The 17,166-nt window shown below is 71.2% G+C and carries 18 protein-coding genes; 12 read left to right on the top strand and 6 right to left on the bottom strand.

All coding sequences use genetic code 11. The features are described from left to right. Positions 1 to 413: 413 nt before the first annotated feature. The 8 genes from rsmI to ACIBCM_RS27675 all read left to right on the top strand — a co-directional run bounded on the left by rsmI (position 414) and on the right by ACIBCM_RS27675 (position 7,708). On the top strand, positions 414 to 1,328 hold the full coding sequence (gene rsmI / locus ACIBCM_RS27710) for a 16S rRNA (cytidine(1402)-2'-O)-methyltransferase (RefSeq protein WP_399247790.1): 915 nt from the start codon (positions 414 to 416) through the stop codon (positions 1,326 to 1,328). Positions 1,329 to 1,457: 129 nt separating this feature from the next. Next, on the top strand, positions 1,458 to 1,889 hold the full coding sequence (locus ACIBCM_RS27705; protein WP_399247788.1) for a hypothetical protein: 432 nt from the start codon (positions 1,458 to 1,460) through the stop codon (positions 1,887 to 1,889). A 217-nt stretch (positions 1,890 to 2,106) separates the two neighbouring features. Beyond that, positions 2,107 to 2,976, top strand: a complete 870-nt coding sequence (locus ACIBCM_RS27700; RefSeq protein WP_399247786.1) for a TatD family hydrolase — start codon at positions 2,107 to 2,109, stop codon at positions 2,974 to 2,976. Positions 2,977 to 3,696: 720 nt separating this feature from the next. Continuing rightward, on the top strand, positions 3,697 to 4,767 hold the full coding sequence (locus ACIBCM_RS27695; RefSeq protein ID WP_399247785.1) for a ubiquitin-like domain-containing protein: 1,071 nt from the start codon (positions 3,697 to 3,699) through the stop codon (positions 4,765 to 4,767). 19 nt (positions 4,768 to 4,786) lie between these two features. Next, positions 4,787 to 5,671: a 16S rRNA (adenine(1518)-N(6)/adenine(1519)-N(6))-dimethyltransferase RsmA gene (gene rsmA, locus ACIBCM_RS27690; RefSeq protein WP_399247783.1), complete on the top strand. Its 885-nt coding sequence runs from the start codon at positions 4,787 to 4,789 to the stop codon at positions 5,669 to 5,671. A gap of 32 nt (positions 5,672 to 5,703) precedes the next feature. After that, positions 5,704 to 6,597: a 4-(cytidine 5'-diphospho)-2-C-methyl-D-erythritol kinase gene (locus tag ACIBCM_RS27685; RefSeq protein WP_399247868.1), complete on the top strand. Its 894-nt coding sequence runs from the start codon at positions 5,704 to 5,706 to the stop codon at positions 6,595 to 6,597. A 140-nt stretch (positions 6,598 to 6,737) separates the two neighbouring features. Beyond that, positions 6,738 to 7,316, top strand: a complete 579-nt coding sequence (locus ACIBCM_RS27680) for an SHOCT domain-containing protein (RefSeq protein ID WP_399247781.1) — start codon at positions 6,738 to 6,740, stop codon at positions 7,314 to 7,316. Between the two features lie 122 nt (positions 7,317 to 7,438). Further along, positions 7,439 to 7,708, top strand: coding sequence for a hypothetical protein (locus ACIBCM_RS27675; protein ID WP_399247780.1), 270 nt, complete (start codon positions 7,439 to 7,441; stop codon positions 7,706 to 7,708). 294 nt (positions 7,709 to 8,002) lie between these two features. On the opposite strand, the gene ACIBCM_RS27670 is transcribed toward ACIBCM_RS27675, so the two are convergent. Further along, entirely contained in the window at positions 8,003 to 8,308 is a 306-nt protein-coding gene (locus ACIBCM_RS27670; protein WP_399247778.1) for a hypothetical protein, read from the bottom strand. Positions 8,309 to 8,398: 90 nt separating this feature from the next. Continuing rightward, the gene (locus ACIBCM_RS27665; protein ID WP_399247776.1) at positions 8,399 to 9,274 is read right to left on the bottom strand and encodes a glycosyltransferase family 2 protein; all 876 of its coding nucleotides are present in this window, start codon (positions 9,272 to 9,274) and stop codon (positions 8,399 to 8,401) included. Positions 9,275 to 9,776: 502 nt separating this feature from the next. Here ACIBCM_RS27665 and ACIBCM_RS27660 point away from each other — a divergent pair. The 3 genes from ACIBCM_RS27660 (at position 9,777) to ACIBCM_RS27650 (ending at position 12,656) form a co-directional block, all read left to right on the top strand. Then, positions 9,777 to 10,751 carry an SGNH/GDSL hydrolase family protein gene (locus tag ACIBCM_RS27660; protein WP_399247775.1) on the top strand — a complete coding sequence of 325 codons (975 nt, stop codon included), beginning with the start codon at positions 9,777 to 9,779 and terminating at the stop codon, positions 10,749 to 10,751. A 628-nt stretch (positions 10,752 to 11,379) separates the two neighbouring features. Further along, on the top strand, positions 11,380 to 12,033 hold the full coding sequence (locus tag ACIBCM_RS27655; protein WP_399247773.1) for a hypothetical protein: 654 nt from the start codon (positions 11,380 to 11,382) through the stop codon (positions 12,031 to 12,033). A gap of 173 nt (positions 12,034 to 12,206) precedes the next feature. Continuing rightward, positions 12,207 to 12,656: a hypothetical protein gene (locus ACIBCM_RS27650; RefSeq protein WP_399247771.1), complete on the top strand. Its 450-nt coding sequence runs from the start codon at positions 12,207 to 12,209 to the stop codon at positions 12,654 to 12,656. A 509-nt stretch (positions 12,657 to 13,165) separates the two neighbouring features. Here the strand turns inward: ACIBCM_RS27650 and ACIBCM_RS27645 are convergent. The 4 genes from ACIBCM_RS27645 to ACIBCM_RS27630 form a co-directional block, all read right to left on the bottom strand. Continuing rightward, a complete protein-coding gene (locus ACIBCM_RS27645; protein ID WP_399247769.1) occupies positions 13,166 to 13,378 on the bottom strand; it encodes a hypothetical protein in 213 nt (70 codons plus the stop codon). A gap of 387 nt (positions 13,379 to 13,765) precedes the next feature. Beyond that, positions 13,766 to 14,119 carry a hypothetical protein gene (locus ACIBCM_RS27640; protein ID WP_399247767.1) on the bottom strand — a complete coding sequence of 118 codons (354 nt, stop codon included), beginning with the start codon at positions 14,117 to 14,119 and terminating at the stop codon, positions 13,766 to 13,768. A 276-nt stretch (positions 14,120 to 14,395) separates the two neighbouring features. Then, complete coding sequence (locus ACIBCM_RS27635) at positions 14,396 to 15,646, bottom strand: helix-turn-helix domain-containing protein (protein ID WP_399247765.1); 1,251 nt, start codon at positions 15,644 to 15,646, stop codon at positions 14,396 to 14,398. A 130-nt stretch (positions 15,647 to 15,776) separates the two neighbouring features. Continuing rightward, the gene (locus ACIBCM_RS27630; protein ID WP_399247763.1) at positions 15,777 to 16,058 is read right to left on the bottom strand and encodes a hypothetical protein; all 282 of its coding nucleotides are present in this window, start codon (positions 16,056 to 16,058) and stop codon (positions 15,777 to 15,779) included. Positions 16,059 to 16,522: 464 nt separating this feature from the next. Between ACIBCM_RS27630 and ACIBCM_RS27625 the strand changes: the two genes are divergently transcribed. Next, the gene (locus ACIBCM_RS27625; protein WP_399247761.1) at positions 16,523 to 17,134 is read left to right on the top strand and encodes an SMI1/KNR4 family protein; all 612 of its coding nucleotides are present in this window, start codon (positions 16,523 to 16,525) and stop codon (positions 17,132 to 17,134) included. Positions 17,135 to 17,166: the final 32 nt, after the last annotated feature.

The raw sequence follows: 17,166 nt of genomic DNA, 5'->3' as shown, positions 1-17,166 counted from the left end.
GGCGCCGGACCGGGGGCGGGGCCCGGGTTCCGGGCGCGGGCGTGCGCCGGGGCTCCGGGCTCCGGGGCGGGAGCCCGGGGGTGGGAGCGTGGGCCGGTCCGGACCGGGCAGCCCGGGTCTCGTACGGCTCCGGGCCCGGACCCCCGCCGCCGACCCGGACCCCCGCCGCCGGGCCCGGACCCCCGTACCAGCGTCCGACCCCTCCCCGCCGGGCCTGACGCGCACCGCCGGTCAGGCCGGGCCCGGACAGCTCCACCGGACGGCTCCGCCCGCGTGCGCCCCCGGGGAGCCGTATCCGGCGGTGGTGGGCCGGGGCCCGGGTACGGGTGTCCGGGTGCCGGTTGTGCGCCGGAGCCCGGGCGGGGAATCCGGACCGGGGCCGGGCCCGGCGCGCGCCCTGGGAGGATGGGCGGGTGAGCACTGACACCCCTTCCGCCCCGCACGCCCCGTCGGCCGGCCTGCTGATCCTCGCCGGAACGCCCATCGGCGATGTCGCCGACGCCCCGCCCCGGCTCGCCGCCGAGCTGGCGGGCGCCGATGTCGTCGCCGCCGAGGACACCCGGCGGCTGCGGCGGCTCACCCAGGCGCTGGGGGTGCAGACCGGCGGCCGGGTGGTCTCGTACTTCGAGGGCAATGAGGCCGCGCGTACGCCGGAGCTGGTGGAGGCGCTCACCGGCGGTGCCCGGGTGCTGCTGGTCACCGACGCCGGGATGCCCTCGGTCTCCGACCCGGGCTACCGGCTCGTCGCCGCCGCCGTGGCGCACGGCGTCCGGGTCACCGCCGTTCCCGGCCCCTCCGCCGTACTCACCGCGCTCGCCCTGTCCGGGCTGCCGGTGGACCGGTTCTGCTTCGAGGGCTTTCTGCCCCGCAAGGCGGGCGAGCGCCTCGCCCGGCTGCGCGAGACGGAGCAGGAGCGACGCACCCTGGTCTACTTCGAGGCCCCCCACCGGCTCGACGACACCCTCGCCGCCATGGCCGAGGTCTTCGGGGCCGAGCGCCGGGCCGCCGTCTGCCGGGAGCTGACCAAGACGTACGAGGAGGTCAGACGCGGCGGACTCGGCGAGCTGGCCGCCTGGGCCGCCGAGGGCGTACGCGGGGAGATCACCGTCGTCGTCGAGGGCGCGCCCGCCGCGGCACCCGGTGATCTCGACCCGGCCGAGCTGGTGCGCAGGGTGCGGGTGCGTGAGGAGGCGGGGGAGCGGCGCAAGGAGGCCATCGCGGCGGTCGCCGTCGCGGCGGGGGTGCCCAAGCGCGAGGTGTTCGACGCCGTCGTCGCGGCAAAGAACGCGGCCGGAAAGGTACCCGGAGACGGTAAAGGACTATCGTAAAAAGCAAAGGGCAGACCGCGTCCAGGGGGACTTGGGCATGGGAAGGCCAAAGACCGCACCATTATTCGACAGGCGCTGATGCGCTCCGGCCGGAACGGCAGTCCACTGGGGCAGTGGAGAGGAGCAGGCATGAGTGAGATCACCGGCACCGCAAAGGTCCACGAGGCGTATGCCTTTGCTTGTATGCGCTGCGGGCACGGTTGGGAACAGTCGTACGAAATCGAGCACCACGTCGATCCGACCGACCCCGCCCGCCATGAATACGTCGTCTACAAGGCGGGCGGCGTACGGGTACCGTCCCCGCTGTCGAGCCCCACGTGCGCGAATTGCGATGGGCATGTCGTCAGGATCATGCGAGCCGGACAGGTCTCGTCCGTACTCGATCTGGTCGAGCGGTCGTCGCGTACGGTGCGCCCGCCGCGCGGCAAGAAGTCCCCGGACCGGAAGCCGGAGGGTGAGCGGGAGAAGGAGGGCGCGCCCGCCGAGGGGGAGCGGGAAACCCCCGCCGAGCCGCACCACTGGCATCTGTCCGACCTGCTGCACCCCTTCCACCGCAGGTAGATCCCGGGACCGGGCCGTGGCCGGGACCGGAGCGAGGCCCGGACCACGGCCCCCGGAGTGGAGAGGAAGCCGAACGGCGGACCGGCGGACCGGCGGAACTGGGGATACGGAGCCCGGAGGCACCGGGAGGCCGGGAACCCGGGGCAGCGGGGAAGCGGCCTGGAAGGACAGGGGACAGGAGGCAGGGCCCGGTCAGGGGGCTCGTAGGATCGCGTCCATGAGTGCGAAGTCCGCCCCGCCCCCGCTGCCCGAACCGCTCAGGGTTCCGGTCGCCGATTCCCACACCCACCTGGACATGCAGGAGGGCACCGTCGAGGAGGCGCTGGCGAGGGCGGCGGCCGTGGGGGTCACCACCCTCGTCCAGGTGGGCTGCGACCTCGACAGCTCCCGCTGGGCCGCCCGGACGGCGGCCGAGCACCGGGCCGTGCACGCCTCCGTCGCCCTGCACCCGAACGAGGCACCCCGGATCGTCCTCGGCGAGACCTCGCCCGGGCCCCGGGGAGGTGCGCGGGAGCCGGGCGGGGACGCCGCCCTCGACGACGCGCTCGCCGGGATCGACGAGCTGGCCGCCCTCCCGCACGTACTGGCGGTCGGTGAGACGGGGCTCGACCATTTCCGTACGGGCCCGGAGGGAATCGCGGCTCAGGAACGCTCGTTCCGCGCGCATATCGAGATCGCCAAAAGGCATGGAAAAGCACTGGTGATCCACGACCGTGACGCACATGCCGACGTTCTGCGTGTCCTCGCCGAAGAAGGCGCGCCCGAGCGCACGATCTTCCACTGCTATTCGGGCGACGCGGAAATGGCGGAGGTGTGCGCGGCGGCCGGCTACTACATGTCCTTCGCGGGCAATGTGACCTTCAAGAACGCCCAGCCCCTGCGGGACGCGCTCGCCGTCGCCCCCCGGGAACTCGTCCTCGTCGAAACCGACGCGCCCTTTCTCACCCCGGTTCCGTACCGTGGACGGCCGAATGCGTCGTACCTCATTCCGATCACTCTGCGGGCCATGGCGGAGATCAAGGGACTGGACGAGGAGGTGCTCGCCGGTGTCGTCGCGGCGAATACCGCAGAGGCCTTCGGTTACTGAGCGCTGATGAATTCGCGCCCTTTTGCGGCGCGTACGGCGTATCGACGCGACGCTGAGTAGTCGTATTGCAGGGGAGAGTGACAAACCTCCGATATCGTCCCCGCCGCGAGACCTTCGGGCGGACCGGACATACGGAGCGTCATGAGCAGAACGGGCCTTGGGGGTAGAGACGGCGGTGGCGACGGGGGCGGCGCCGGGAGGCCGACGGAGCCGTACGCGCATCCCCGCGGGCCCGGGGCCCCCGGCGACCCCGCACCGGTGCACGCCGGACCCGATACGCCTGCCGGGCCCGCCGCTCCGGCCTCCGCCCGGACGGACACCTCCGGCGGGACCGGCACCCCCGCGCCCCCCTGGACCGCCTCACCCGCTCCGGCCCCTGCCGGGACCGACGCGCTCGCCGAGACCGGCACTCCGGCAGGGTCCGGCACCTTCGCCCGGTCCGGCACGCCCGCCGATACGCCCGCCGAGGCCGACACTCGGGCCCCCGCCGGGACCGGCACTTCCGCCCGGACCGGAACCTCGACCCGGACCGGAACCTCGACCCGGACCGGAACCTCGACCCGGACCGGCACCTCCGCCGCGACTGACACCCCTGCCCCGACCGGCGCCCCTGCCCCGACCGGCGCCCGCACCCCCTCCGGGACCAGCACCCCCTCCGGGACGGACGCCCCCTCCCCGACCGGCGCCCGCACCCCCGCCCGGCCCGGGACCCTGCGCAAGGTGCTCCCGCAGGCGCTCGTCCTCGCGTTCCTCGCGGGCACCTCCACGTTCCTCGCCGCCGACAAGGCCGTCCGGCTGACCGTCGACGGCGTACCGCGCACTACGCACACCTTCGCCGACGACGTCCGGGAGTTCCTCGACGAGGAGGGTCTCGGCGTCGGCGCCCACGACATCGTCGCCCCCGCCCCTGGTACCGCCCTCGGCGGCGGGGACGAGATCGTCGTTCGCTACGGCCGCCCCGTCACCCTCACCCTCGACGGCCGGCGCCGCCGGGTGTGGACCACCGCACGCACCGTCGACGGCGCGCTGCGGCAGCTCGGGGTCCGGGCCGAGGGCGCGTATCTGTCGGTGTCCCGCTTCTCCGTGATCTCCCGCGTCGGTCTCGACCTGGATGTCCGCACCGAGCGGACCGTCACGTTCATGGCCGACGGGCGCGAGCGTGTCATCCGCACCAACGCGGCCACCGTCACCGAGGCGCTCACCCAGGCGGGCATCGCGCTCATGGGCGAGGACACCGTCTCCGTACCGCCCGCGAGCTTCCCCTACGACGGGCAGACCGTCACCGTCACCCGGATCACCGGCACCACCCGGATCCGCGAGGTGCCGATCCCGTACGACACGGTCAGGACCGGGGACCAGGCCCGGTTCGCCGGTACGGAGGTCGTCGTCCAGCGGGGAAGCGCGGGCTCCCGCCGGGTCACCGAAGCCCTCCGCACGGTCGACGGCGTCCGGCAGAAGCCGAGGCGGATCGCCGACGAGGTGGTGCGCCGGCCCGTCACCCGCCGGATCGCGGTCGGCACCCGGCCGCGGCCGCCGTCCGTGCGGGGCACGGACGGCCTGGACTGGGACGCCCTCGCGCGGTGCGAGTCCGGGGGCCGCCCGCACGTGGTGGACCCCTCGGGGACGTACGGCGGGCTCTACCAGTTCGATCTGCGCACCTGGCGCTCCGTCGGCGGCAGCGGACGGCCGCAGGACGCCTCGGCCGCCGAGCAGACGTACCGGGCGAAGAAGCTGTACGCGCGGCGGGGCGCGAGCCCCTGGCCGCACTGCGGCAGCAGGCTGAACGGCTGAGCACCCTTAGGCTGTATCGGTGAGCACCACTGAGCCCTCCGACCTCTCCGGCCCCGATGCCTCCGGCGCCCTCCTCGGACCCGCGGACATCCGCGAACTGGCCGCGGCGCTGGGCGTACGTCCCACCAAGGCACGCGGCCAGAACTTCGTCATCGACGCCAACACCGTCCGCCGGATCGTGCGGACGGCCGGTGTCGGCGAGGACGACGTCGTCGTCGAGGTCGGGCCCGGGCTCGGTTCGCTGACCCTCGCGCTGCTGGAGACGGCACGGCACGTCGTGGCCGTCGAGATCGACGATCTGCTCGCGGGCGCGCTGCCCGCCACGGTCCTGGCCCGGGTGCCCGACCGGGCCCGGCACTTCTCGCTCGTGCACGCCGACGCGATGACGGTCGGGGAACTGCCCGGCCCGCCGCCGACCGCGCTCGTCGCGAACCTCCCGTACAACGTCGCCGTGCCCGTGCTCCTCCATATGCTCGACCGCTTTCCCGGCATCGAGCGCACCCTGGTGATGGTCCAGGCGGAGGTCGCCGACCGGCTCGCGGCCGGGCCCGGGAACAAGGTGTACGGAGTGCCGTCGGTGAAGGCGAACTGGTACGCCGAGGTCAGACGCGCCGGGTCGATCGGCCGCAATGTCTTCTGGCCCGCGCCCAATGTCGACTCGGGGCTCGTCTCGCTGGTCCGCCGCGACCCGCCGAAGACGACGGCGTCCAAGGCGGAGGTCTTCGCGGTGGTCGACGCGGCCTTCGCCCAGCGCCGCAAGACCCTGCGGGCCGCCCTGGCGGGCTGGGCGGGCTCCCCGGCCGCCGCCGAGGCCGCCCTGCTGACGGCGGGCGTCTCCCCGCAGGCGCGCGGGGAGTCCCTGACGGTGGAGGAGTTCGCACGGATCGCGGAGGCGAGGGCGTGAGCGTTACGGACGGAATCGGCGCCGCGGACGGCGTGAGTGTCACGGTACGGGTCCCGGCCAAGGTCAACATCCAGCTCGCGGTGGGCGGCGCGCGCCCCGACGGCTTCCACGACCTGGCGAACGTGTTCCTCGCGGTGTCCCTGTACGACGAGGTCACCGTGCGCCCCGCGCCCGCCCTCACCCTCACCTGCGAGGGCCCGGGCGCCGCGCAGGTCCCCCTGGACCGTACGAACCTCGCGGCCCGCGCCGCCGCACTGCTGGCCGAGCGCCACGGGCTCTCCCCGGACGTCCACATCCACATCGCCAAGGACATCCCCGTCGCGGGCGGCATGGCGGGCGGCAGCGCGGACGGCGCGGGCGCGCTCCTCGCCTGCGACACCCTGTGGGGCCTGGGCACTCCGCGGTCCGAACTGCTCTCCCTCTGCGCCGAGCTGGGCTCCGACGTCCCCTTCAGCCTCCTCGGCGGCGCGGCCCTCGGCACCGGCCGCGGCGACCGGCTGACCCCCCTCGGCGTCGGCGGCACCTTCCACTGGGTGTTCGCGGTCGCCGACGGGGGGCTGTCGACCCCCGCGGTGTACGGCGAGTTCGACCGCCTCACCGCCGGCACCACCGTCCCCGCCCCCGAGGCGTCCGCCCCGCTCCTCGCCGCCCTGAGCACGGGCGACGCGCCCGCCCTCGCGTCCGCCCTGGCGAACGACCTCCAGCCCGCGGCCCTCTCCCTGCGCCCGTCCCTGCGCGCCACCCTCGACACGGGCCTGGCCGCGGGCGCGCTCGCCGCCCTCGTCTCGGGCTCGGGCCCCACGACGGCGTTCCTGGTCAAGGACGAGGAAGCGGCCCCCGCGGTCGCCACCGCCCTCCAGACCTCCGGCACCTGCCGCACGACCCGGATCGCTTCCTCCCCGGTCCCGGGAGCGGTGGTCCGCTGACGACTCGCGGGGTTCCGCTCGTCGGCCGGGCATCGGCCGTGCCCCCGGTCTCCGGGACCCGTTCCCCGGGAATCCCGGCCGGGCCCGGTTCCCCGGCGCGGGAGCGTACGATCCGGGGACCGACGAGGGAGGGGCGCGGTGTGCCAAGGGTCCGTGTGCGTCCGGACATCGACGCGGCGGCGGCGAGGATCCCCGCGGTCGGGCTGAAGAGGGAGATCTACCGGCTGCCCACGCTGCTGCCATGGGGCGAGACGGTGGACATCCTCGCGACCGGCGAACGCGGGAAGTACCGCATCCAGTGCCTGGTCGTGCTGACGAACATGCGGCTGTTCTGTTTCCGGTACAGCCTGCTGACGGGCAGGCTGGATTCGTTCCGCCACGAGGACATCAGCGATGTCGCCTGGTTTCCGCGCCGGCTGTCGGGGACCCTGAAACTCACCGTCGACGGGACACCGGAGAAGATCGTACGGATTCCGGTCTCCTCGGGGGCCGAGCTGAAGGACCGTCTGCTCGCCATCCTGGAGGCGGGCCGTGCCGGGCCCTCATCGGAGCCGTTGCCGGAGCCGTCGTCCGTGCCGGCCGATTCAGGGACGCATTCGCCCTCGCCCGAGCAGGACATCGTCAGCCGCCTGGCCACGCTCGACCGGCTGCGCGACACCGGAACGATCACGGACACCGAGTACCAGGAGCAGCGCCGCAGGATCCTGGACCGCATCTGAGCCGTCCGGATCTTTCGGGTGATCAGTACACCGGCCCGGTGTGTGGTGCCGCTCCCGTCCGCGCTCGCGTGATCGATTGCTCTCCATGCCCGGTTCCGGTGACCGGGCCCGGAAAGGAATCCATGAAGAACACCCTGGCCAAGGCGCTCGTCATCGCAGGCGCCGCACTGTCCCTGGCCGCCGTCGGGGCCCCCGCCCACGCGGAGGTCTCCGCGGGCGGCTCAGGCGAGTACATCGCCTCCGCCGAGCACCCCTTCGTCTTCGCCGCCTCCGAGGAGTACGGCTTCGCGGCGACCGACAAGGTCTTCGCCGGGGGCTACAGCTGGAACTGGGCCACCGGCACCGCGGCGGGCAGCGGCTTCGAGGGCGTCGTCTTCGTCGACGGCAACTGACGTACGACCGGGGGCCGGGCGCGGGGCCACGAGGGCTCGGCGCCCGGCCCCGGCACGTCCGGGCGGCTGCCCCGGCCCGTCCGGACCGCCGCCCCGGACGTTTCCCCATGCAGGGGCAACGGCGAACGTGACGACATCACTTCACAGGGGCGTACACCGTCGGAAACGCACTGACCGGCGTCCCACTCCACCGGGGCGCTGCGCCTCCGACCGGGCGCACGGGCCTGTGAAACTCCTCGTCAGGGACGGTACGTTCGCAGGACGGCAGGCACGACACCTCATGCATGTGGGCCGTCAAGCAGTGGGGTGTTCGCGGCCCCATCGCGCCCGCAGGACCTCGGCCCAGTCGCCGGCCTCCGGACCCGGATCCACCGGCTGCGGCACTGGGCCGGGAGCCGTCTCGATCAGGTGCACGAGCGTCCAGGCGAGGCCGTAGCAGTCGTCGGGGCCGAAGCAGGTGGCCAGGGCGGCGGCCTCTTCGGGGGCGACAGGGCGGGAGATCGCCGCCAGCTGGCGTTCACGCCGGTCGATCTCTTCCTCGCTCGCATTCCAGTCGGGTAGCGGTCCGTCGGCGACGAACGCCTGCACTTCGGTTCTCATGACCCGAATCATCGTCTCCCCTGTCGTCCCCGAAACAAGCCGCCCATCCTGGTCACGCGGTGGTTCTTCCCGCTGCCTGGGGCTCTGGCTTCAGAGGATCGGGGGGCGGCCCAGGCGGGTCATGCGCCACACCGTGCGCCATCTCATCGGCTTGCGCGGGCCGCACGACGTCCGTACACCCTCGAAGAAGCCGGCCCACCACGCCTTCAGGCCTGCCAACGACCGTGTCCGCACCAGGGTGAGCAGGATCCAGACGCCGAGATAGACCGGGATCAAAGGGGCCGGAAGCCGGCGGCGGGCCAGCCAGACCCGGTTGCGGGCGGTGAACCGGTAGTGGGCCGCGTGCCGGGCCGGCGAGGTCTTCGGGTGCTGGAGGACGAGAGCGGGTTCGTACAGGATCTTCCATCCCGCGTCGAGCGCCCGCCATGCCAGATCGGACTCCTCGTGCCCGAAGAAGAACTCCCCTGCCCAGAGACCGGTCTGTCGGAGCATCGGCATCGAGAAGGCGTGACCGCCGCCGAGGAAGGCGGTCACCGGACCGCGGCGCATCGGATCGCCCGCGCGCAGCCGGGGCACCCAGCGCCGCTCGGTGTGCCCGTGCTCGTCAGCGACCCTGAACCCGACGATCCCCAGCCGCGGGTCGTCCGCGAACAGCCGCCCCACCGTGCGGAACACATCGTCGGCGATGAGCAGTCCGTCGTCGTCCAGCTCGATGACGACATCGGTCTCGCCCGATTCGAGCAACAGCTCCAGCCCCACATTGCGGCCACCGGGGCAGCCCAGGTTCTCCTCCAGCGGGATCTTGGTCGCGTGAGTCGTGACCTCGGTGAGCGGTGTCGCATTGCCCACCAGCACCACGCGGGCCGCGGGGACATCCTGTCTCTCCACCGAGGCGAGCAGAGCCTCCAGCTCCCGTGGGCGGGTGCCCATGGTCACGATGACGACTCCGATACGCGGCAAGGGCATGGCGGCAACTCCGTGGTGGGCAGTGCCCCGATGCTACGTAGCCGGCGATGGCTCGGGCGCCACGGTGGCCGGCACCGTCTTGACCCGCGGGCCCGGCCTCCCCGGCCGCCCCGGGCTGCGGCGGCCGGGTACGAGGATGTCGAGTTCCTCGCTCGGTGCGGGGACGAGAACGAGCCGGGCCGTACGGTAACGCGCCACGCATTGGCGGAGGTTGAGTGTTCCCGGTACACGCTGGACTCAATCCACGGAGATCGAGAACAGGACAGCCGCCGCGAACCCGCGTGTCGGGCGGGGAGCATGCGCAGTCGATCAGAAACCGTCCCCGCCGTACGTAGGCACCGCGCCGGATCGGTCACATAACGGTCCTGGCCCGGCCGCATGGCGAACCGTTCCGATCAGAACGCACAACTCTCAACCAATGTGACTGTCTGTATTGAGATCGATGCGGATCGTGACGATCTAGGGTCCTGGCGACATCCATGCCGCATCCCTGGAGGATTCCATGGCACGCATCCGTACTCGTCTGGCCGTGCTGGGCTCGGCCGCAGCCCTCGCCGCCGGCGCCCTGGCGCCCGCACAACTCGCCGGAGCGCAGCCCGCCGCCGCTGCCTCCCGCCAGTGGGTCGCCCTCGGCGACTCCTACACCGCCGGGGTCATCCGGGCCGCGGGCGACACTTTCGAAGTGCCCCGTGACGGCTGCGAACGCACCGACCAGTCCTATCCGCAGGTCATCGACCGCGACCTCGGCTCGCTGTTCGAGCTGACCAACGTCAGCTGCGGAGCCGCCACGATCGAGAACATCACCTTCCGGGCCCAGGAGCCGATCGGCCGTCATCTGCCGCCCTTCTCCGAGGACCCGGACTACCCGTTCCCCGCCGTGCCTCCCCAGTCCGCGGCGGTGGGCCCCGGCACCGACGTGGTCACCGTCGGCGCGGGCGGCAACACCCTCGGCTTCGCCGACATCCTCACCCAGTGCCTGCAACTGGGCGGGGGCAGCGGCGGCGTGGGCACCCCCTGCCGGGACGATCTGGCCGACGACATCCCGAACCGGCTGAACAAGGTGAGCCGGGACTACGACGAGATGCTCACCGTCCTCCACGAGCGGGCCCCGCACGCCAAGATCCTGGCCGTCGGTTATCCCACGGTCATCCCCGAGGACACCTCCAAGTGCCAGTACAACAACTGGGAACACTTCGGCTCGATCACCCAGGGTGACCTGGACTGGCTGCGCAAGGACGTCCTCGAACCCTTCAACAAGGTCGTCGAGAAGTCGGTCGGCGCGCACGACGCCGCCCGCTTCGTCGACCTCTACGACTCCTCCCTGAACCACAGCGTCTGCGACACCGGCAAGTGGGTGGAGGGCGTCTTCACCCGCTTCCCCGACCAGCCCGCCCTCGTGCACCCCAACGCGCGGGGCCACCGCAACGCCGCCGATCACGTCGAGGCGGCGATGCTGGAAGCCATCGGCGTGGCCTGACCCGTACGGAGTTCCCTCCGCCCCCGATCGCGCGGCGAACCGCCTCCGGCACCCCACCGGAGGCGGTTCCGCGTTCCGGGCGTCTTCCGGGCAAGGCCCCCTGCGGGGTGGTTGCGCCGGCACGGCTTCCGGCACCACACCGTCCGCGAAGCCATCGCGCCGTCCATGTGTCTGTGCCTTCCCCGCGATGAGTGGACGCTACGGCGTGCCTGACCCGGTGTAATCTTCCGACTGGCTTATGACACCCGGTAGTCGGCTGGATTCACCATCAGGGGGATGGGTGGGGGAAGAGCTACAGCCACGCAAGCACAAGGAAAAGGCTGTGAGGGAGGCGCTGGAGAGCATCATGGCCTCCGGTGGATGGGTGTTGCGTCCAGGCGGCCACTGGGGTCTTTTCTCACGTGCTTATCCGGGTGTCATCGCATCTCGGTGAACGGCACTCCGCGGGTGCCCGAGAGGCATGCGCGTGACCTGGTGCGCGAAGCGAGAACCTGCCCCCTGCCGGACGACGACCCCCGCAGTGTGAAGCGTCCGTCGGAGTGAGAAGCGCTTGACGCGGTACCCAGTGGGTACCCTACTGTTGACGAGTGTCAACAGGTTGCATCGCTGAGCTGGCTGGGGAGCGACGATGAAAACCTATGTTCTGAAGTTCGAGGCGCCGGTGCCGCCTGACACGCCAGCGGTTGAGCGCACTTTTTATCATCATTTCGATGGTCTGCTGGCAGAGTCTTTCGGGCGGCTTCTGATAACCGTGTACATGGAGGGCCATCAGAATGGCGCCATGGCCGCGAAGTGCGCTGCATTTGAAATCGACAAGCATCTCGACATCATGGTCACGCGAATTGATCGTGACCTGGTCGATGCGGCAGAGATCGCTCGACGCGCCGACCGTAGCCGGGAAAGCGTGCGTCAGCTGATTCACGGCGAGCGTCGCAAGGGTAAGCCATTCCCCACTCCCGTCGGCTCCCCTCACGGGAAAAGGATCTGGGAATGGTCCATGGTGAACGAATGGTTGCGCTCTCATGTACCCGGAGCGAGCGATCCCGAGTACGGCCTCACCCGCGATGAGATGACGGTTGTCGACAACTGGTTGCTCCGCTGGGGAACCCTGTCGCGTGATCAGCACGTCGGGCTTGAGTTCTACGAGATCACTGCCCCCGTAGGTGCCCGCGAAGTACTCCACGTTCGCTCCAGTCGTGTCTCCGAGGCGTGGGTGGCTTCCTGGAACCGCGGAAGTCGAGTTGTCGAAGGCGAGCCGCTTCCCGCGGTCAGGGGCTGCTAAGGGCTGTCCCGCAATCTCCGGCGGGCGCACGACGACAGCTACGGCACCTCGCTTCGTTGTCGAAACGCCCAAATACGCCCAGTATGCGGGCGCTCCTCCGCCTTGCGATGCACCGCATCTGACGCCGCGCGCTGATCCACCGCCGATTACGGGACAGCCCTTAGGAGAATATGGTGGCTTTCACGACCAAGAACAATAGTGCACTGCGCCAATTGGCCAGGCCCGTCGATGTCCACGCGCAACTGGTGGATGTCAGATCCTTTCTGCTTCATGCGGAGATCCGCGACATGGGAGCGGCCGGCGAGCTCCAGGGGATCAAGTCGCTGGAGACGACGATGGGGGTAGGCCGGGAAAAGGGGAACCTGACTTTTCATTTCGAGTTCGAAATCATGCTTCAAGGTGCCCAGGGCAAGGATGCGGTGAAGCTGCAGGTGCACTTGGGCGCCCTCTTCGAATTCCCCGATGACGGTGATCCGGGTGGAGACGTGACAGAAGAAAGTCTCGTCGCCTTCGGTCAGACCACAGCGCGCCTCGCAGTTCACCCCTACCTGCGTGCGGCCGTCTCCGACCTCACTGCTCGTCTGGGGTGTCCTCCTGTCACTCTCGGGCTCCTGAAGCTCTGAGCGGACAGCACGCCGGTGCGTGGAGGCCGGTGCGGCGGGTCGGCCGACGTTGTGCCCGGTTCAGGGCAGCACGGGAAGGCTGACGGACAAGGTGCGGCCTTGGTTCTGACAACTCGCCTGGGTTCATGGTGAGTTCACGGAGATGTCGCGGGCGACGGGACCTTTGATGGATCCCGTACGCGGGCAGGTGCTCGGGCTGTCACTGGGCTGCCTTCTCTGGGAGGACCCCGAGCGGCCCTCGCTGGACTTCGCGGAGTGGACGCCGATCCACTGACCGTCCGCCCGGAGCCGCGAGTGCGCCCGGTGCCGGCGGGCCACGCAAGCTGAGGGCGTCCGGAGCCCGCGCGGTAAGGACACCTCTAAGTGCCACGATCGCGCGGCGAACCGCCTCCGGCACCCCACCGGAGGCGGTTCCGCGTTTCCGGCGACCGCTGGACCAGGCCCCCACCGGCCAGGCTCGGGTGACGGTCGACGCGGGTGATCCGACGCGCCCGCCTCGGGTTTCCGGCTCAGTCGGCGGTACGGGTGTGGGGGTGTTCGTGTGTTCCGGGGCCGGGTTGCAGGGTTCCGGTGTCCTGGGGGCAGGTGTAGACGGTGGTGCCGGGTGCGTCGGGGGGTTGGAGGTGGCGGACTTCGACGGGGGCGGTGGTGTGACGGTGGCAGACGGCGCAGATCGCGCTCATGGTGTTCGGGGGTCCGGTGGTCAGGCTTTCGGGGGTCATCCGGTCGCCTTCGGGCGGAGATGGACACCGTACGGGGCGATGTACAGGTTCCTGGGCCTCCCGCGCGCCGCCTGCCGACGGAAGGCGGCCCGGGCCTCGTCCTTGGTCGGGCCTGCCCAGGGCCTGGACCACGGGTTGACCCGGACGGGGGCGGTCTCGGGGCCGGGGCGGGGGTCGGTCTCGGGTGCGGGAGGCCGGTTGGCGCGGCGGCGTAAAGAAAACACCCGGGACAGGGCGCGGGTTACGGCATTGCGCATGCGGTGGTGGCTCCTTGGTACGTGGTGGGTGGCCCCCGGCCCGCCCGTGCGGGGTGGGGGCGGGCCGGGGCCCGGGTGCCGCCCCGGGGCGGCGGGTCTGGTTCCGCTCAACGGCGATGGCCCGGTTCTGTCAGGCCCGTTCGCAGGGCCGGGTGTGGAAGACGAGGGTGACGCCCGCGCCCGAGCCGGAGAACTTCACGGCCTCTTCGTACGGTTCGCCGGGCAGGATGTGCTCCCGGCAGCAGTCACAGCGCCGCAGGGCCCCGCCCGGAGCGGGGACGACACGCAGATACGCGGTCCTGATCTCACGGAAACCGGAGTGCTCCGGATTCGCCTGGGTGTGCGCGATGGCCCACGCCTCCGGGCCGAGCCCCTCCGTACACGCCTGCGACCGTCCGTCACACGAGGTGCACTCCACCTCCCGCATCGGCGCGGACACCCCGGGAGAGCGGTCCGGGCCGATGACCCAGTCCGCCCGTGTCACGACCGCCGCCACGTCACCATCGCCACCGGCACGGCCACCGCCGGACAGCGGGCACAGGCACACGGCGGAAACGCCAACGACTCCAGAACCCGCCGATCCTCGTCCCTGGGCACCACAACGGACGGGCCCACGGGATGGCGTTTCCCGTCCCGGCCCACCCGATACACCTTGATTGTCATCACCTGTCGTCCCCCGTCGCCTCAGGTCCGTGGTCAGTGGTGAGACGACGCTAAGGGCAGCGCGGGAAAGGCAGACGCACAAAGTGTGCGCCTTGGTTCAGGCCGCCAACATCCCCAGTCGCACCGCGAGTTCACTGGCCCGCCGTCTACGGCCCGGTGTCTTGGACGCGGCTTCCTCAAGAATGATCCGCTTGGCATAGCCGTTGTACGCGATGGTCTCCGGGGCGGCCTCGTGGGCCTGTGCCAGCGTGGCGAGGGCCGCGTCGGGCTGTCCGTTGAGCTGATAGGCGCGGGCCTGCTCGATACGGTGCCGGGCGCGGCGCGGTCGGGACGGTAGGGTCATGGCCTCCGAGGCGGCGGCCTGCCGTACCGACTCCCCGCCCGCGCGCAGTTCGACCGCGATGGTCAAGGCGTGGGCGCCCATGACGGCGCGCGAGAACGACGTCACGGGGTGGTAGTAGGCCTCCGGCAACCGGTCGGCCATGGCACGGGAGGAGTCCCAGTACCGCCAGGCCGTACCGGATTCACCACGACGGGCCGCGGTGTATCCCGCCTCGAACGTCAGCGCTCCGGCGATCGCGAGAACGTCATGTGACGCGTGGGACATCAGAGGCGCAAGAAACGTCAGGGCTCCCATGGTGACCGCGTCGGCCGCGTCGTAGTGTCCCGGACCCGAGTCCCGGTGCGCTTGGGCTGCGAGCCAGGCGGCTACACCGATGGTGTGAGGGTCCTCGGACTCCTGCGCCGCGACCATGCCCCGTTCGGCGATGCGCCACAGGAGCGCGGTGTCGGGCTGGTAGGCCACGAAGAACTGGGCGAGGGAGCAGACCTCGCTCAACACGCCCTGCGCGGCCCGTCGTTCGGTGGCACTGTCCGCCTGGCGTACGGCGGCCTGGGCATCCCTGATCAGCTCGGGGAGCAGCGCGCCCACAACCTCCCGGTGATCGGGCGCGGAGTGACGGGCCGCCCACGCACGGGCGAGCCGGGCGGTCAGATGGCCCACGGACGGCGCCGCGCGCGAGATGGCGAGCGGGAACGCGTCGAACGCGGCCCTCACCGCCGCGAGGCGCGGATGGCCCGGGCCGGTGAAGAGGGCGACGGGCACGGACTGGTCACCGGTGAGATCGGACAGATCCCGTACCCGCAGAATCTCCGCGAGACGCAGTACGACCTCAAGGCGCGGCACCTTCAGCCGTCCCTCCTCCAGGGCACGCACCCATGAAGCGGACTTCCCCATCAGGCCCCCGAGCTGTTCGCGGGTCTGTCCGCGCCTGGTACGGAGGATCTTCAGGCGCTGCCCGAAGGCGATGGGGTCACGGTACGGGTCCTGGCTCGCGGCTCCTCGCACGGCTTCGCCTCTTCTCCTCGCCCAGCCCGGTCACCGCCAGGGTAGACGCGATCCCGTCTCCGTTGCGGTTCTCGGCGGCGGTCATTCCGGGCCCGTTGGGCGCATCTCACCGGGTGAAATCGGTACCCGCTCACACCTCGGTGCGGGAGTTCACCACGTCCGGGCAGATCGGGCCGATCCATTCGGCGAAACGATCCCACAGCTGGGTGTCCGTCGTCCCGACGATCTCGTTGGGGTCTTCCGCGGCCTCAAGTCCGAAATGGTGGCGCAGCCACTCGCGGAACTTCGCGTTGTCCGGGCAGGGGTCGTAGTCCTCGTCGCGCTGGTTGTCATACGCAAGGCTCTCCCAGTCGCCCCAGGCGGTCCAGCCCGAGGCGAGGACGCGGAAGAACTCGCGCATATCGCGGGCCACGAGGTGGATGCCTCCCTCATCACCGAGGAAAATGACGGGCAGTGAGGCGAGATCGGTACGGTCGTCGAGCAGCCAGATCGCGTAGGTCGAGCCGGAGCGATTGGCGAGCGCGAACTCACGGAGCCGGTCGGCTGCTTCCGGGAGGCCTCAGTTGTCGCCGTAGTCCCGCAGCTCGAAGCCGGGGGCGTACGAGTGCTCGACGCTGTCGTCGAACTCCTTGAGAAGGTTCAGCTCGGGTATCGGTGAGTACATGGCGGCGAACAGTACCGGCGGCGAGGTGAAAAGCGCCGCGATGCCCGGCGCCCGCGTACGGCGCCCCGAGATCCACGGGACATGGCGTCAGGTCGAGGGCGCCGCCCCGGACACGCGCCGTACCGTGTCCGGATCGACGGCACCGGGGCCGCCGTCCTCATCCGCGTATGGGAGGCTGCGGCCGCAGGGGCATTCCTAGGAGAGGTCACGAAGTGAACTCTGTGGACGCGGCCTGGGGCCGTATCGAAGCCTGGCTGGAGCGCCACGCGCCCGCCTCACACCGGGCGTTGGGGGAGGCACCGGCAGCCGGGCAGCTCGCCGAGACCGAGCGTTCGCTGGGGTTCACCCTGCCCGCGGACCTCACCGCGCTGCTGCTCTGCCACAACGGTACCGAGCGCTACGAGGTGCCGGGCGACGACGAGGGGGAGGTGAACCCGGCGGCGTTCCTCCCGGACGGGGAGCTGTACTCCCTCGACCTCATTCCTTACGTGCACACGCTCTACACGGACGTGAACATCGGAATCGACCCCTCGGACCGCCTGTGGGTTCCCTGGGCCGGTGTGGACGACGGCCACTCCGGGCTGCTCGTCGACTGCGGAAGCGGTGCGATCGGCTCCTTCTCCCACCCCGAGGGCGTCGTCCGGGGCCGCTGGCCGTCGATGGCGGACTACCTGACGGCCGTCGCCGACGCGCTGGAGCGGGGGACGGGACCGCTGATGGATCCCGCACGCAGGGAGCTGCCCGGTCTGTCACTGGGCTGCCTCCTCTGGGAGGACCCGGAGCAGCCCTTCCTGGACTTCGCGGAGTGGACGCCGATCCACTGACCGTCCGGTCCCTGACCGCGGTGCCCCGCCGC

Origin of the sequence: Streptomyces sp. NPDC051018, assembly GCF_044456085.1 — a bacterium.
In the GTDB taxonomy this organism is placed as follows: domain Bacteria; phylum Actinomycetota; class Actinomycetes; order Streptomycetales; family Streptomycetaceae; genus Streptomyces.
The sequence above is the reverse complement of the archived record's forward strand: the minus strand, read 5'-3'. Positions and strand labels throughout refer to the sequence as shown.